Origin of the sequence: Fulvivirga marina, from assembly GCF_016775155.1 — a bacterium.
GTDB lineage: Bacteria > Bacteroidota > Bacteroidia > Cytophagales > Cyclobacteriaceae > Fulvivirga > Fulvivirga marina.
Map to the genome: position 1 here is coordinate 677,557 of NZ_JAEUGD010000042.1, position 14,212 is coordinate 691,768.

Genomic DNA, 14,212 nt, shown 5'->3' on the forward strand with positions numbered 1-14,212 from the left:
GGTCTTACAAAGATAAAATTAATCAAAGATGCAACTAGATAACTTGTCAAAGCAGTTAGAATTTATCAAGGAGATTGATAAGATCAAATATATTCAGCGCAAGACTCGTCTGTTCAATAGTGACAGAAATGAGAATGATGCTGAACATAGCTGGCACCTTGCCGTGATGGCACTTGTGTTGGTAGAGCACTCCAATGAAGATATTGATTTGTTAAAAGTTCTTAAAATGGTGTTGATCCATGATATTGTAGAGATAGATGCAGGGGATACATTTTTGTTTGATAGTCAAAGAGATGATTCTAAAGAGTCGGAAGCGTTAGCTGCAAGACGCATATTTGGAATGTTGCCTGAGAAACAGGCAGAGGAGTTTATGGCTATTTGGGAAGAATTTGAAGAAGGTAGTACTCCTGAGGCCAAATTTGCCCATTCTCTTGATAGGTTAGAGCCCGTTTTGCAAAACGATTCAAATAATGGAGGTACTTGGGCGGAGCATGATGTGCCTCATGAAAAGGTGATCAAGAAGGTCAGCGTAATGAACAACGGTTCGACGATATTGTGGAGCCATGCTGAGAAATTGATAGGAAGGTTTTATTCTGAGGAGTGACGGCTTGAAAATTGCGTTCAGTCTCGGGGCGACTGCTGGTACGGTCGGCCTTATTACCTGTAGCTGGTGCGAGCTCAATGCCGTTAAGTTAAGGTAATTTGGATTTTTTTTGGTATTATAGAAGAGTAATAAGAAGAAAGTAGGAATCGGAGCCCTGTTTATAGAAGGGCTTTTTTAAAACACAATAAAAACTATTGATAATGAGTGATTTATCAATAGGAGTAAAACTGATCCTAAGGCATTCACCCGTACCAGAAAACTTTCTTTCAAAGGGCTCCTACTCAATATAGCAAGCTTTACAAGACCCGGGGTTCAAACAGAATTAGATCGATTTTTTAAAGCCATCTCCAATTCATCAACTTCATTTGAATCGATATCTAAAAGTGCATTTACGCAATCCCGAAGAAAATTAAAACCAGATGCCTTTATTGAGTTAAGAAGAAACCAACTGGAATACTTTAACCAATTTGCACCTGATAAAAGGAGGTAGAAAGAGAAAAGAGTAGTTGCAATTGATGGCAGCCTTTTAAATTTGCCGCATACTGATGAAGTAAAAGCTGGATTTGGATCTGTCAAAAACCAACATGAAGATGTGGTAAGTGCAAGATGTTCATTTGCGTATGATGTGTACAATGAATTGATATTAGATGCATCTATTGCACCGAGAAGAAGCTGTGAAAAAGAGTCGGCCCTTAATCACTTATCCAGGCTAAACCCCTCCAGCGATATACTGGTTTTCGACAGAGGCTATCCAAGTCAGTGGCTGATGGGTTTACTTGATAAGAAGGGCTTTAAATTTTGTTTTCGCTTAAGCACTGCCTGGAAAAAGATACAGGTGATCATATGAATAGCAGTAAAGATGATATAGACTGGACGATGGTTAGGTCCTCCAATCGGGAATGGGGTAAGCTCAAAACTTATGGATTGGGTAGAAAATTGGAAGGATTGAGATTACTATCCATATCATTATCATCAGGAGAAAAGGAAATACTAATAACCAATTTGACTGATCGTAAAAACTATAGCATTGATGACATAAAAGAACTTTATAATCTACGATGGGGAGTGGAAGAGGGGTATAAATCCTTTAAAAAAGTATTACATATTGAGCACTTCTCTGGTAGAACAGTACAGGCAATAAATCAAGACTTTCATGCGCGGGTTTTCATGTTGAATATGGCATCCATTATAAGAAAGCAGGGCTTATACTTTTCAAAGTCCTCACCCATAAACAAGAAAAGGCATAGATATACGGTAAGTAAAACACAAGCTATCGCAAAAACTAAAGATTTTTTGCTCGATATCTTCTATAGCAAAAGGTTAAGAAAAATTATTCAACAAATGCTGAAAATATTAAATAGAAGACTTGAAATGATACGGCCGGGCAGATCCTTTCCAAGGCCTAAAACATCTTCAAGGAGAAGAAGTAAAATTATCAATTTAAAAGGTATTTAAGCTTAACTTAACGACATTGGGTGCGAGCTTGTAGCTCGCATCAGCTACAGTAAGTGCCAATCGATTTGCATCATACTTATCCAAGGTATTTTTAATGGCTCTTTTTAAAGGTGGAGTTTTTCCATACACGCATCATCTCCTTTTTGTGTTCTTCATCGTTATAATTGATACTTACCCCAAAATCAAAACCATTGATGTGTCTGCTGTACATGTTCTGATTGAGTATGACCTCACCTCCATTTCCATATACCGTAATTTTAAATAAAGCAAAGTTTAGCCCGTCGACAACTTCTGAGGATGACGAGGTATCTATCTTGATACCTTGATTTATATAGGTTTGATAAAGTAATTCTTTTAACGCAGCGTTGTTATCTTCCCATTCTCCTTCATAGCTCAGTGGGAATGGTTCGGAGCTGGATTGGAAAATGTTGAAGCTATTTTTTTGAAAACTGATCAAATGCTTTAGTCCACTATAGTTAATACTATCTTTCATAACCTCCTGCATAGCTTGTTTGCCCTTTTCATCATTGGCATCCAATTGATCTTTTTTTACTATTTCCCATCCCTTAGGGATTTCAATTGTCCAGCCTATTTCATGGCTACGATAAATATTTCCTTTGATTAGCCCCTCATCGGTTTGCTTGGCAGGTTTACTTTTATTGCAGGAAAGGAACATTGAAAAGAGAAGTATAGTTGCTATTGATTTGTAAGGCATGAATGCTGTTTTGGGTTTGCAGAAAAGCTTAATCTACAAATTAATAGACAAACTTATAATTGTTAGTGGGAGAATATGGTTTTGAGTTGGTGTTGATTACCAACTGGATAAGGATTTTCTAGATATTATACACCTTCATCGACCTGTTAAACTCGCCTGGGGTAAAGCCGATAATCAGGTTTTTATATGTTAACCCTATCCTTTGGCAAGTCCTGCATTGGGTTATGATGCCGCTTCTTGGGATCATGAGTTTTTTAATGTCACATTTCATTTTTGACTGGGAGTTATTGCGTTTTTCAAATAAGGACATTTTGACTCTTCAATGATTGACCTGATCCTGGTCTTGTTTTTATGCTTGTCTTCAAGTTCCCGATTCAGTTGAGCCATTAGGGTGTCGTAATTATTGTATTCCATAGTCATTGAGTTTTGGTGCTTTGATTGACCCTGTACAGCCGCATGTCTTAATATGTATGCAGGATCAATAAGGACTTTATTATTTAGATTAATTATAAATAGCATAAAGCTGCTAGTAAACTTTTAAACTGTCAATGCCTATTTTTAGCGATTTTAATCACTAGAGGTAGGTAATTAGCTCAGGTTCACACCAGGATTCCATACTTCATTTCAGAATGAAATGTCAGAGAATACTACCCGCTACCTTAGCACCAACATCAACATTTTGAGTTCAATGAAATACACAACAAGAGTGGTTTGGAATAAGGGGCCAGAGGAGCTGTTTACCGATAATAAGTATAGTCGGAGGCATCAATGGTCTTTTGATGGAGGCTTAGATGTTAAGGCATCTTCATCACCTCATGTGATACCAGTACCCTTGTCTGATGAATCTGCTGTTGACCCAGAGGAGGCTTTTGTTGCAGCACTTTCCAGTTGTCACATGCTCTTTTTTCTTTCCCTGGCAGCGAAGGAAACTTATGTGGTCGAAACCTATGAGGATCAGGCAGAGGGAGTTATGGAGGAAAATGAAAATGGTAAAATGGCTATGATCAGCGTAACCTTAAAACCCAGAATTGTTTTTTCAGAACAGCATAAAGTTCCCGATTTAAGTGAGGTGGAGGCATTGCATGAAAAAGCGCACAATAGCTGTTTTTTGGCTAATTCAGTACAATCAAAAATTAATATTAATTTATAAAAGTTGCATTATGAAAGATTTGGTAATACGTTTAAATGATAAGCCAGGGGCTCTGGCAGACATGGGTGAAGCTCTGGCAAGTGCAGGGGTAAGTGTAGAAGGTGGCGGAGCCTGGGTGGTTAACAGTGAAGGAGTAGCCCACTTTTTGGTTGAAGATGGTGAGAAAGCCCGAATGGCATTGGAGGAAAAGGGCATAGAGGTTGTTCGGGTAAATGAAACATTAGTGCAGCGTCTTAAGCAGGATCAGCCAGGCCAATTGGGGAAGATAACCAGAGCCATGGAAAAAGCTGGAGTAAATATAGAAGTACTCTATAGTGACCACGATAATCAACTTATATTAGTGGTAGATGATTATGAAAAGGGTAAAGTAGTCTCTGATAACTGGACCCGTGGTGTATATGCATAAATAATTTATGGAAGAATTGGAAAATCAGTTTAGCCAAATTGCGGTGCTCATAGGGGATAAAGCACGCTCAATAATGCTCTGGAATCTTTTGGATGGCAGAGCCTATACCGCTACGGAGCTGTCGGTGTGTGCCAATATTTCACCTCAATCCGCCAGCAATCATTTAGCTAAACTGGTTGATGCCAATATCCTTTCTATCAGCAAGCAAGGCAGGCACAGGTATTACAATTTTAAGAATGATGCCGTAGCACAGGTAGTAGAGTCTATGGCAAGTCTTCTGCCTTTACAGGATGAGGGTAAACCGAAAGTTAAGCCCGTACCCCCAGGTATAGCCTATGCCCGAACCTGTTATGATCACGTAGCAGGAAGGTTAGGTGTAAGTTTAACAGAATCGTTAGAAGCTAATGGTTTCATAAAAGCCTCAGGGAAGGAATATGATCTTACAGATAAAGGGCGGGAGTGGTTTCATACTTTAGGTGTAGATACCGAAGGTTTGAAACAGCAAAAACGATCTTTTGCCCATCAATGCCTGGATTGGAGTGAGAGAAGGTCTCACCTGGCCGGTGCCTTGGGTGCATCGATGTTACAAGTTATGCTCCAAAAAGACTGGGTCAGGAAAAAGAATAATACCCGTGAGCTACTCATCACTCCTAAAGGTAAGTTGGAACTGAGCGATCTGTTGAAGCTGAAAATATAATCCTTTTACTTTCAATTATTTAAATTTATTAGAACTGGCAATGAATGCGAGAGAAGTTATACTATTGAATTTTTCTGAAACAAGAAGACGCAGTATTAAGCTGTGGCGGGCAATACCTCATGAATTTCTGGGGTGGCGACCGGATAAAGAGGCCTTTACCATTATAGAAATGATTCGACACGTGCTTGAAGGTGAACACCTATTTCATAAAATAATTGAAAACAGAGGTAATTTGGGTGATTATAACTCACCCTGGCTCGGGGAGGAATATACTGATGTGAGTAATGAACTGCGATTTGCTGATCAATACAGGTCAAGATTTATGAGTATGGTTGAAAATCTGGAAGAGGAAGAGTTGGAAAACGTAGAGATTGTAAGGACTGAAGTGGGACAGCGTAAAAAACTGGGCGACTACCTCAACCGGATGGCCTACCATGAATCGGTGCATACCGGGCAGATGCTGGCATACCTGAGAACCTTGAATATAGGCAGGCCGTTGGTGTGGGATTAAGTTACGATAAGGCCATCATTCTTTCCATAAACTCATCGCGCTTGCTTTGAGAGATAGCTATCTGAGTGCTGTCATTCATCAGGATGTAGCCGCCCTCTGATTTTACAAACTTTTTGACCTCATGCAGGTTGATCAGGAAGCTATTGTGTACACGCATGAAATTGTGGTCAGAAAGCAGGTTCTCATATTCTTTCAGGTTTTTACTTACGATCAACTTTACATCAGGCTTGATGCTGAAATTGGTATAGGAACCGTTGGCCTCACAGTGCGATATGTTTTGTATATCTATAAACTCGAGGCCTTCAGATGTTGCCAGACATATCTTTTTGCGTTGATTGGGTTTGTTACCCATGTTCTTGAGTAGCAGGTTTAGCTGTTTTGATGACTCCGCCTTGTCCAACCTCTCTCTTGCTTTTTCCAGAGCTTCCTGTAGCTCATCTATATCTATAGGCTTAAGAAGGTAGTCCAGAGAACTAAATTTGATGGCTTTTATGGCATATTGTTCAAAGGCTGTGGTGAAAATGACATCGAAGTTTCGTTCTTTGATCCGGTTGAGTACGTCAAAGCCAGTACCTGTTTGAAGCTCGATATCCAAAAATATCAAATCTGGTTTAACTTTGTTGATGAGAGCTACGGCATCGTCTACATTACCTGCCATGCCAAGTACATTTACGTCATTACAAAACTCTAAAAGTAGTGACTTTAGTGTCTCTTGGCTTCGTACTTCATCTTCTATTATTACTACATTTAGCATCTTACATTTTGGGTATGTTAATAATCACTTTAGTGCCCTTGTCAGAATCTTCAAACGAAACAAGGGTCTTTTGGGGCCTGTTCATATTTATCAGGTCAAGCCGCTTCTTGGTTACAGACATGCCCCTGGATACGTAGACCGTTTTTTTTCTTCGTGCCTTGGCAGCAGCTCTTCCAATGCCATTGTCGCTGATCACACAAAGAATAAAAGCATCCTGTTCGGAGAATTCAATATTGATTTGTTTGTCGTTATGAGCTGCTGGCATCAGGCCATGAATTATTGCATTTTCAACATAGGGTTGAATGAGAAACAGCGGCATTTCCAGATTATGGATGTCAAGCCGTTCATTCACATTGATAGCGTATTCAAAACCTCGGTCAAACCTTAGCGATTCCAGCTCCAGGTAAAGGTTTAAAAGCTCGATCTCCCTTTTTAAAGGTACATTGACTTCTATTGAGTTTTCAAGGATCTGCCGGAGGAGGTGTGAAAACTTGGTGAGGTACTTGAGGGCGCTTTTTTTATCGTTAACTGTGATCAGGTGCTGTATCGAATTCAGTGCATTAAAAATGAAGTGAGGATTGATCTGAGCTCTTAATGCACTTTTACTAGCGGCAACGGCTTCCTTTTCAAGGTTTAATTTATCCTCATATACCATTTTGATCCGGTAGGCCAGACCTGTGGCAAATACAAAGCTCTCTATACTTGCACCGGCCAGCATATACTTTATCTTCAATAAAAACATGGTAAATAGCGCGCCGGTTACAAATGTGGCAGTACCTATAACTACAAAATAGACAAGGTTCGATTTTTTGAAAATCAGCAGGTGAATGATACCGTATAGAGCAAACAAACTCATGAAATATCGCTGAAAATCCATAAGCATTGTCTGATATGAAAAGAAGGGGTTAACCACCAGTATGATGGTGTCTGCGATCACTAAGATCCCCAGAAAATATGCAATTAACTTTACAGCCTTATCAAGCTTTGGGTAGTCAGTCGGCATTTCTAGGAACGAGCGAATAAATAGCAGGTACATCAGGTTTATGGCTATCTGGGTAACACTGGTTACCACGTAGAGCAAATGAGGGTGGTTGGCTTCAAAATAAGTTATGATGTTAAGGCTTAACTGAGAATAGTAAGCACTTTGAAATAAAAGGAACAGGCTGTAAAACAGGTAAATAGAATTATTTGAATTAAGGTATAGCAGTACATTTAAAATGAACAGTGCCCCGGCCAGGCCAAGAAAAAGATAAATGGGGGTTTGCCTTTCGAACGATCGCCTAAAGAAAGAATAGTCCTGGATGACGCTTTCATTATCCTCCGCAAGGTAAAAACCAGAATGCTTCCAGCGATAGCCCCCCAGAAATTCTTCTGTTTTGATAATTATGAACCGCCCCATTAATAGGTTTGATTTTGTGACAGGCAGGTAGGATCGTTTTACTTTATTACTCTTAAAACGATTGATTTCAAAAAAATTAATCTCTAAAGGTTGTACAGTAGAACCTTGCTGTATGTAGTAAGCCCCTCGGAAAAAGTTTGGCGTATTGAGGTAGATGGTATCGTGTTTTTCGAAAAGATTCATGTAAGCGCTGAAGTCAAAACGAAGCCAGTAAGTAGAGCCTGAAGGTACTTCTATTATTTTATCAGGGGCTTCAAATCGAAGTTGCTCTTTTTCTAAAATATCTTCAGGAGAGTATGACTGCGTTTCATTTTCCGTTTCAACAGAAGGAGTGAGTGGCAGGTCGTTGTATAAATAAATATTATGCTGCCCTCTAGCCCGAGGTATAAGGCAGCCAATAAACATCAAGCAGATCAGGTACTTCTTCATTTACTCTTGTACAGGAATAATAAGCTCTATCGTTCTGCCAGTCACTTCACCCTTATCATTTTTTAACTCGTCAACCTGGCGTAATATCTTAAGGTGTTTTATTTTATTTAATAAGTCAATATGTTCCTGCCACGTAAATAAATTGGCCCGGTAATCATTGGGATCGTTGCGTGTAAAGCCCAGCAGCATGTCTACTTCCAGAGAAGCTTTAAATTGTAAGCATCCGACCTGATAAGTGAAGTCCAGAATAAGATCACCTTCTCCGGTATTAGACATGACCATACGCTCAATCAACTCCTCAATGACCAACTGAATTATCAGTGTTGGAATGTGAAGACTGTAAAGTTTCTCAGGTACATTGATAGTATAATTAAAGCGATCCTCATACCGCAACTGCTGCAGTTTGAGATACCAGTTGATCATCCTGATTTCTTCTTCCAGTTGGATCTTGGCCTCATCGAGGTGTAGCATGTACTTTCGGATCAATTTGCTGAACAAGCTGTGATACCTCAACGCCAACCTTTTTTTATCTGCAGTAATGAAATATTGGATAGCATTTAAGGCATTAAACAAAAAATGAGGGTTCATCTGTCTCCTTAGGGAGTTTATACGCAAGTTCATTAGCTCTCTTTCTGCATCCATAAGGGCCTTTTGCTTTAATTTAAGCTCTTGTTCAGCGTTAACTCGTGCCAGTTTTACAGCGCATATGGAGGCAATGGCATTGAGTGTTTTGAGATGGCGATCGGTGAAAAAATGCTTTTCAGGATGTTCACAATCTATAACCCCCCAGACTTTGCCATCCTGAGTAATAGGTACGGCAATTTCTGAGAGACGCATTTCATCATCCACGACATACCTTTCATCTTTACTGGTATCGTGGATTAGTTCTGGCTTACCTGTTGCGGCAACGGCTCCAGTTATGCCAGCTCCCAGAGGTATCTCGATGGGTTGTAATACTTCGTAACTACGCGGGTTTTTGGGGCCGTGGGCAGCTTTCTGAATAAGAACATCGCGTTCGTAGTCAACTTTATATATTACACAATCTAGAAAACCTAACCTTGAAATACAGTTTTTTGCAAGATCCCATAGGACCTCTTCTTCTGTACTCTTGCTAATTATGGAAGTAGCGAAGTATACCAGGGTCTCCTCCAAGTCATCAAGTTTTAATTTCTTAGCCAATTGTACTTCACTGTTTTTTGCCATAATAGAACAAAATTAAAACACCTGCAATTTTTGATTCCTCAAATTCAATTCTGGTTAAGATTGTAAAACTGATTAGTTATATTAAAATACCTAAGCCCTGAGAGGATACTATCGCTCTCAGGGCTTGTTCCGGTATTTAGCTTAGCCTTGCTTGGCAAGAATCAGAATTATAGGGTCAAGAGACTCCTCATCATAGCTAGAGACAATTAATATTTGATCATTTCCATTTACAAGTAAAGCTGCCGCCATTTCCGAGACATCATTATCATCATCAAAATTCATACTGCCCAGTACGCGACCATTGACAACGTTTTCCACCAGTATTACTGCACCTTCCTGGCTATCTACCGTGCCGGTTTCAATATTTGTGAAAGGATAACCAGTGCCTATTATGTTATCCTGATCATTTTTTGAAAATGATAGCTTCACTGGCAAGGTCTGATCATCATTATTTTTAGGCAAGTAAGCTATACCATTGTAAGTGTTATTCAAAAGAGCATCTTTTGTGGCAGAATTATCCGCCTTTAGGGCAAATACACCACCATTGCCATAGCCAAAGTCCATCATCATAGCACCAGCATTGGTGAACTGACCCTGAGCAACGGTTTTTCCTCCATCTACAATTTCCACAAAACCGTTGTTAACACAAGAGGCAATAGGGAGGCCCTCAATGGAACCAGTATCTGTACATGCACCGCCATTGATACAGTCAAGACTGAATTTGTAGCCGGATATATCGTAACCATTACCTGACGCAGCAAACTCTACATAACCAAATGCTTCATCAGTGATCGGGTCAAAGTCTGACTGTCCTCCGGGTGCAGTAAGTATGTAGTTGTATGCTCCCGGTATGTTGGCGCAGTCTCCTTCGGGTACCATAGCAATTATATCGCCTTTAATACTGCCTTCAGGCTTAATGATCATAGCCATATCAGGTATTTCCAATGCATAAAACCACGCAGTACCGTCTGTGGGAATCTCCTCATTGCCAGGCTCGACATTGGTGATGGTCACTTTTAAAAAGCCCGATGGTAAAGCCTCAAACGTTCCTTCAATAGAAATATCATCACTGGTGTCATCGAAAGTGCCGTAATCCCATGAAGCAGTCATATGCCCTTGCTCTTTGTCCAGGTTCCAGGTCCATACATCGCCAGGGCTCTGAGTACCTACATAAACCTCAGCTACATCAGGGTTTATAAAAGGCTTGTCGCCAGGGGTAACCTTTTCATCATCATCACTACAGCTTACCATCAATATGATGCCGGAAAGTATCAGTGCGTTTAGAAATATCTTTTTCATAATTTCAAGAGTTTGCTTTTGTTTACTTTCACCAATGTATGAGGTCTGTAAGTGTTACACTTTGATATATTTATGGATGCATCCTTTCAGTTGACGGATTGACATTTTGAATTGACGGCATAAAAGCAGAGTATAGTGTTGGGAGCATAACATTAAATGCCTTTAAATAAAGCATGTTCCTTAACATATTCATATTTTTGTTTCATGAACAAAGTCCAGCTATTTCAGCAAATACAAAAGAAACATTCCTATCTCTGTGTAGGTTTGGATACTGACTTATCAAAAATACCAGCCCATCTACTAGGGCTTGAAGATCCGGTTTTTGAGTTTAACAGGCAGATTATAGATGCCACGAAAGAGTATGCAGTGGCTTATAAGCCCAATATAGCTTTTTATGAGGCGCTAGGACCCAAAGGGTGGGAAAGTCTTGCTAAAACATTGGAGTACATTCCTAATGATATATTTACCATTGCAGATGCCAAGCGTGGAGATATAGGTAATACATCAAAGCTGTATGCCAAAGCCTTTTTTGAAACGATGAACTTTGACTCTATTACTGTAGCCCCCTATATGGGGGAGGATTCCGTAACACCATTTCTGGAGTTTGATGGTAAGTGGGTGATACTTTTGGCCCATACATCAAATACAGGGAGCAACGACTTTCAGTTGTTGACGGATAGAGAGACAGGGCAGGCCTTTTATGAAAAGGTAATACTGAAGAGTCAGAAGTGGGCAAGTTCTGATCAGTTAATGTTTGTTGTGGGAGCAACAAGAGCGGATAAGATAGAGAGGATTAGAGAACTGGCTCCTGATAACTTTTTTCTGGTGCCAGGTGTAGGAGCACAAGGAGGAAGTCTGGAGGATGTTTCAAAGTACGGTTTGAATAAGGAATGTGGCCTGTTGGTAAACTCTTCCAGAGGAATAATTTATAGCTCAAATGGAGAAGACTTTGCTGAGGCGGCTAATCGTGAGGCTTTAAAGATCCGGGAAGATATGAGCATATATTTAGATAAGTATATGTAGAAGCATGCAGGAAGCTTTTTTACATTTCATTTGGCAATATCAGTATTTCAATAAAGCTGCCCTGGCAACGGTTGATGGCTCAACAGTTAATGTAATCTACCCAGGCATGTTTAATACTGATGCCGGTCCGGATTTTAAAGAGGCCATTATTAAGATAGATAACATAGAGTGGAGGGGCAATGTAGAGTTGCATATTAACTCTGCGGACTGGACCTACCATAGACACCATACTGATCAGGCTTATAACAACGTAGTGCTGCACGTTGTGTGGCAAAATAATCAGGAAGTAAAACGGGCTGATGGATCTGCACTTCCGGTTGTTGAGCTTCAGGGACTTGTAGATGAAAAAGTGATTTTTGACTATAAAAAGCTTATTAACCACCCTTCGGAGATCAGGTGCGAAAAACAACTGAAACAAGTTTCTAATATCAGCTGGCTCTCAATGTTGGATAAAGTTTTAATGGAGCGCTTGTCAGTAAAGGCAGAGGTAATCAAAAATCTTTATCAAAGTAATGGAAATGACTGGGAAGAAACAGCCTATCAACTTTTAGCCAGAAACTTTGGTTTCAAGGTCAATAGTGAGCCTTTTCAGGCTTTAGCTCAGTCCTTGCCTTATAAAATAATTAAAAAACACGCGGACAATCAGCTCCAGGTAGAAGCACTTATTTTCGGTCAGGCGGGGCTATTAGTTGCCGAATCCGACGATGCGTACCAGCAGGCCCTCTTAAAAGAATATGACTTTCTTAAACATAAGTATAGCCTTACCAGCCGGCTCTCGGCTATAGAGTGGAGGTTGCTAAGGCTACGGCCCGCCAATTTTCCTATGGTAAGACTAGCGCAGTTTTCCAGTGTTTTGAGTCAAATGCCTTCACTTTTTCAGAATTTACTTGAGATAAATTCTATCCAGGAGCTCAAAAAGCAATTAAAAGTGCAGGTGTCGGAGTATTGGCAGCATCACTATCAATTTGGTACTTACTCTTCCAAAAAAGTGCCTACCTTGGGTAATAGTAGTGTTGAAAATATTGCCATCAATACCATAGTTCCATTGCTTGTTTCCTATGGAAAATATGTTGATGATCAGTCATTTGTTGATAAAGCCATTACCTTGTTGCAGGAAATAAAAGCAGAGAAAAATAAGATTATCAATCACTGGTCTGCAATTGACATCGCAGTATCCACAGCATTTGATTCACAGGCATTGATTCAGCTTTACAACGAGTACTGTACCAAAAGAAAATGTTTATCCTGTAATGTAGGAGCTTCTTTAATACGTAGAAAGTGACCTGGCTCAACTACATATTTGCCATTACTGTATTATTTCTGCTTACCGGCCTTTTGTTTCGAAGTAGTATAAGCACTCCGTTGAAGAAGTTCTTTGTTCCGGCTCTTTTACTAAAACTGGTAGCAGGTATATTGGTAGGGTGGCTCTATATGAGCTATTACGAAGGAGGAGATACATGGGTATATTACAATGAGGCCATTAAGCTGACTTCATTATTCAAATCCAGCCCATCAGACTATGTCAGCTTTCTCTTTCTTTCCAGTGGTGATGTTTTGGAATATATGCAGTATGCCGGTCAGCCACGTGCACTGTTTGTTGTTAAAATATTGAGCATAGTAAACCTCATTACTGGTAACAACTATTGGTTATCCTCAATTTGTTTTTCACTTTTTAGTTTTGCAGGCCTGTGGTTTCTGGCCAACCGGCTTGCCAGGATTTATCATCAAAGAAAATTAGCTATCATCTTATCCTTACTGTTTTTTCCATCAATCGTGTTTTGGAGCTCAGGCATTATCAAAGAGTCCCTGGCAGTTGGAGCAATGGCATTTTTGATATATTCACTTCTTGGCTACATATTCAGACAGAAGCGCTTTAGTGGTTATATGGTGATTGACCTGATAATGATATATATTTTGTGGAGCACCAAATACTATTATGCAGGCTTACTGCTACTTCTTATTGTAGCCAATGGTCTTACATTATATATCAAGAGTAAGTCTGAAGTGATAGGGCATTCGCCGACTTATCAAGTAGCACTTTTTGGATTGCTTTGTATGTTATGCCTTACGGCGGCTACTTCTTTACACCCAAACTTCTACCTGCACAGGCTACCCTCTGTGATTTTTGATAATTACCAGGCATTTTTAGAAAAGTCCGAGGCCAATGATGTTATTTATTACTATTCATTAGAAGCTAACTGGACCAGCATTTTGATCCACTCGCCTAAAGCATTACTTTCCGGTTTTTTTAGGCCATTTCCTGGTGAATATTTTGATCTGCTAAAAATAATAGCCGGAATAGAGAATTTTTTCATACTGCTACTCACCGTAAGTGCTTTCTTTAAACTTCCGAAGAAACTCACTGATGAAAACAGGGTTTTGCTACTCAGTGCGGCGATTTATTGCATAGGGCTGAGTATATTCCTGGCGTTGTCAACTCCGAATTTTGGTACCTTAATAAGGTATAAAGTAGGTTTTTTGCCTGTTATGCTTTTGATAGTTACCCTAAACAATCCTTTAATAGAAAAATTGAATAGATTGGTTAAGTAAGGTTAAGCGCATAACTT

16 protein-coding genes and 1 pseudogene are annotated in these 14,212 nt (G+C 39.7%); 10 read left to right on the top strand and 7 right to left on the bottom strand.

The window, feature by feature from the left end; all coding sequences use genetic code 11:
• Window positions 1-28 precede the first annotated feature (28 nt).
• From JMN32_RS13560 to JMN32_RS13570, 3 genes and pseudogenes are all read left to right on the top strand, one after another.
• Window positions 29-604, top strand: coding sequence for an HD domain-containing protein (locus tag JMN32_RS13560; protein WP_202856855.1), 576 nt, complete (start codon window positions 29-31; stop codon window positions 602-604).
• A gap of 505 nt (window positions 605-1,109) precedes the next feature.
• Window positions 1,110-1,451, top strand: a pseudogene (locus JMN32_RS27525) (transposase); the annotation flags it as partial.
• Window positions 1,448-2,059, top strand: a complete 612-nt coding sequence (locus tag JMN32_RS13570; RefSeq protein ID WP_202856857.1) for a transposase — start codon at window positions 1,448-1,450, stop codon at window positions 2,057-2,059. The pseudogene JMN32_RS27525 and the gene JMN32_RS13570, both read left to right, overlap by 4 nt.
• Window positions 2,060-2,150: 91 nt before the next feature.
• Here the strand turns inward: JMN32_RS13570 and JMN32_RS13575 are convergent, their stop codons facing one another.
• The 3 genes from JMN32_RS13575 to JMN32_RS13580 form a co-directional block, all read right to left on the bottom strand.
• A complete protein-coding gene (locus JMN32_RS13575; protein WP_202856858.1) occupies window positions 2,151-2,774 on the bottom strand; it encodes a hypothetical protein in 624 nt (207 codons plus the stop codon).
• Between the two features lie 118 nt (window positions 2,775-2,892).
• Entirely contained in the window at window positions 2,893-3,084 is a 192-nt protein-coding gene (locus JMN32_RS27745; RefSeq protein WP_394369170.1) for a DUF6686 family protein, read from the bottom strand.
• A complete protein-coding gene (locus JMN32_RS13580) occupies window positions 3,042-3,188 on the bottom strand; it encodes a hypothetical protein (RefSeq protein ID WP_202856859.1) in 147 nt (48 codons plus the stop codon). Before JMN32_RS13580 ends, JMN32_RS27745 begins: the two co-directional genes overlap by 43 nt.
• A gap of 274 nt (window positions 3,189-3,462) precedes the next feature.
• Here JMN32_RS13580 and JMN32_RS13585 point away from each other — a divergent pair, with 274 nt between their 5' ends.
• Genes JMN32_RS13585 through JMN32_RS13600 form a run of 4 tightly spaced genes read left to right on the top strand, consistent with a single transcriptional unit; the run spans window position 3,463 to window position 5,538 of the window.
• Window positions 3,463-3,924, top strand: coding sequence for an OsmC family protein (locus JMN32_RS13585; protein WP_202856860.1), 462 nt, complete (start codon window positions 3,463-3,465; stop codon window positions 3,922-3,924).
• Between the two features lie 10 nt (window positions 3,925-3,934).
• The gene (locus JMN32_RS13590; RefSeq protein ID WP_202856861.1) at window positions 3,935-4,330 is read left to right on the top strand and encodes an amino acid-binding ACT domain-containing protein; all 396 of its coding nucleotides are present in this window, start codon (window positions 3,935-3,937) and stop codon (window positions 4,328-4,330) included.
• Between the two features lie 7 nt (window positions 4,331-4,337).
• Entirely contained in the window at window positions 4,338-5,027 is a 690-nt protein-coding gene (locus tag JMN32_RS13595) for an ArsR/SmtB family transcription factor (RefSeq protein WP_202856862.1), read from the top strand.
• A 40-nt stretch (window positions 5,028-5,067) separates the two neighbouring features.
• Window positions 5,068-5,538 (top strand): DinB family protein, encoded by a 471-nt coding sequence (locus JMN32_RS13600; protein ID WP_202856863.1) that lies wholly within the window; start codon window positions 5,068-5,070, stop codon window positions 5,536-5,538.
• A gap of 1 nt (window position 5,539) precedes the next feature.
• Here the strand turns inward: JMN32_RS13600 and JMN32_RS13605 are convergent, their stop codons facing one another.
• From JMN32_RS13605 to JMN32_RS13620, 4 genes are all read right to left on the bottom strand, one after another.
• A complete protein-coding gene (locus JMN32_RS13605; RefSeq protein ID WP_202856864.1) occupies window positions 5,540-6,292 on the bottom strand; it encodes a LytR/AlgR family response regulator transcription factor in 753 nt (250 codons plus the stop codon).
• Between the two features lies 1 nt (window position 6,293).
• Window positions 6,294-8,120 carry a sensor histidine kinase gene (locus JMN32_RS13610; RefSeq protein ID WP_202856865.1) on the bottom strand — a complete coding sequence of 609 codons (1,827 nt, stop codon included), beginning with the start codon at window positions 8,118-8,120 and terminating at the stop codon, window positions 6,294-6,296.
• Window positions 8,121-9,323: a histidine kinase gene (locus JMN32_RS13615; protein WP_202856866.1), complete on the bottom strand. Its 1,203-nt coding sequence runs from the start codon at window positions 9,321-9,323 to the stop codon at window positions 8,121-8,123. It lies immediately after the preceding gene.
• A gap of 141 nt (window positions 9,324-9,464) precedes the next feature.
• On the bottom strand, window positions 9,465-10,622 hold the full coding sequence (locus JMN32_RS13620) for a hypothetical protein (protein ID WP_202856867.1): 1,158 nt from the start codon (window positions 10,620-10,622) through the stop codon (window positions 9,465-9,467).
• Between the two features lie 204 nt (window positions 10,623-10,826).
• On the opposite strand from JMN32_RS13620, the gene pyrF reads away from it, so the two are divergent.
• From pyrF to JMN32_RS13635, 3 genes are read left to right on the top strand one after another with little or no spacing between them, the layout of a single operon-like run.
• Window positions 10,827-11,645, top strand: coding sequence for an orotidine-5'-phosphate decarboxylase (pyrF, locus tag JMN32_RS13625; protein ID WP_202856868.1), 819 nt, complete (start codon window positions 10,827-10,829; stop codon window positions 11,643-11,645).
• A gap of 4 nt (window positions 11,646-11,649) precedes the next feature.
• Window positions 11,650-12,927, top strand: a complete 1,278-nt coding sequence (locus tag JMN32_RS13630) for a DUF2851 family protein (protein WP_202856869.1) — start codon at window positions 11,650-11,652, stop codon at window positions 12,925-12,927.
• A complete protein-coding gene (locus JMN32_RS13635) occupies window positions 12,924-14,195 on the top strand; it encodes a hypothetical protein (RefSeq protein ID WP_202856870.1) in 1,272 nt (423 codons plus the stop codon). Before JMN32_RS13630 ends, JMN32_RS13635 begins: the two co-directional genes overlap by 4 nt.
• Window positions 14,196-14,212 lie beyond the last annotated feature (17 nt).

What these genes read in the sequence shown, in the direction of transcription:
- JMN32_RS13560 (WP_202856855.1), top strand. Translation starts at nt 29, where the DNA reads ATGCAACTAGATAACTTGTCAAAGCAGTTAGAATTTATCAAGGAGATT.
- JMN32_RS13570 (WP_202856857.1), top strand. Translation starts at nt 1,448, where the DNA reads ATGAATAGCAGTAAAGATGATATAGACTGGACGATGGTTAGGTCCTCC.
- JMN32_RS13575 (WP_202856858.1), bottom strand. Translation starts at nt 2,774, where the DNA reads ATGCCTTACAAATCAATAGCAACTATACTTCTCTTTTCAATGTTCCTT.
- JMN32_RS27745 (WP_394369170.1), bottom strand. Translation starts at nt 3,084, where the DNA reads ATGTCCTTATTTGAAAAACGCAATAACTCCCAGTCAAAAATGAAATGT.
- JMN32_RS13580 (WP_202856859.1), bottom strand. Translation starts at nt 3,188, where the DNA reads ATGGAATACAATAATTACGACACCCTAATGGCTCAACTGAATCGGGAA.
- JMN32_RS13585 (WP_202856860.1), top strand. Translation starts at nt 3,463, where the DNA reads ATGAAATACACAACAAGAGTGGTTTGGAATAAGGGGCCAGAGGAGCTG.
- JMN32_RS13590 (WP_202856861.1), top strand. Translation starts at nt 3,935, where the DNA reads ATGAAAGATTTGGTAATACGTTTAAATGATAAGCCAGGGGCTCTGGCA.
- JMN32_RS13595 (WP_202856862.1), top strand. Translation starts at nt 4,338, where the DNA reads ATGGAAGAATTGGAAAATCAGTTTAGCCAAATTGCGGTGCTCATAGGG.
- JMN32_RS13600 (WP_202856863.1), top strand. Translation starts at nt 5,068, where the DNA reads ATGAATGCGAGAGAAGTTATACTATTGAATTTTTCTGAAACAAGAAGA.
- JMN32_RS13605 (WP_202856864.1), bottom strand. Translation starts at nt 6,292, where the DNA reads ATGCTAAATGTAGTAATAATAGAAGATGAAGTACGAAGCCAAGAGACA.
- JMN32_RS13610 (WP_202856865.1), bottom strand. Translation starts at nt 8,120, where the DNA reads ATGAAGAAGTACCTGATCTGCTTGATGTTTATTGGCTGCCTTATACCT.
- JMN32_RS13615 (WP_202856866.1), bottom strand. Translation starts at nt 9,323, where the DNA reads ATGGCAAAAAACAGTGAAGTACAATTGGCTAAGAAATTAAAACTTGAT.
- JMN32_RS13620 (WP_202856867.1), bottom strand. Translation starts at nt 10,622, where the DNA reads ATGAAAAAGATATTTCTAAACGCACTGATACTTTCCGGCATCATATTG.
- pyrF (WP_202856868.1), top strand. Translation starts at nt 10,827, where the DNA reads ATGAACAAAGTCCAGCTATTTCAGCAAATACAAAAGAAACATTCCTAT.
- JMN32_RS13630 (WP_202856869.1), top strand. Translation starts at nt 11,650, where the DNA reads ATGCAGGAAGCTTTTTTACATTTCATTTGGCAATATCAGTATTTCAAT.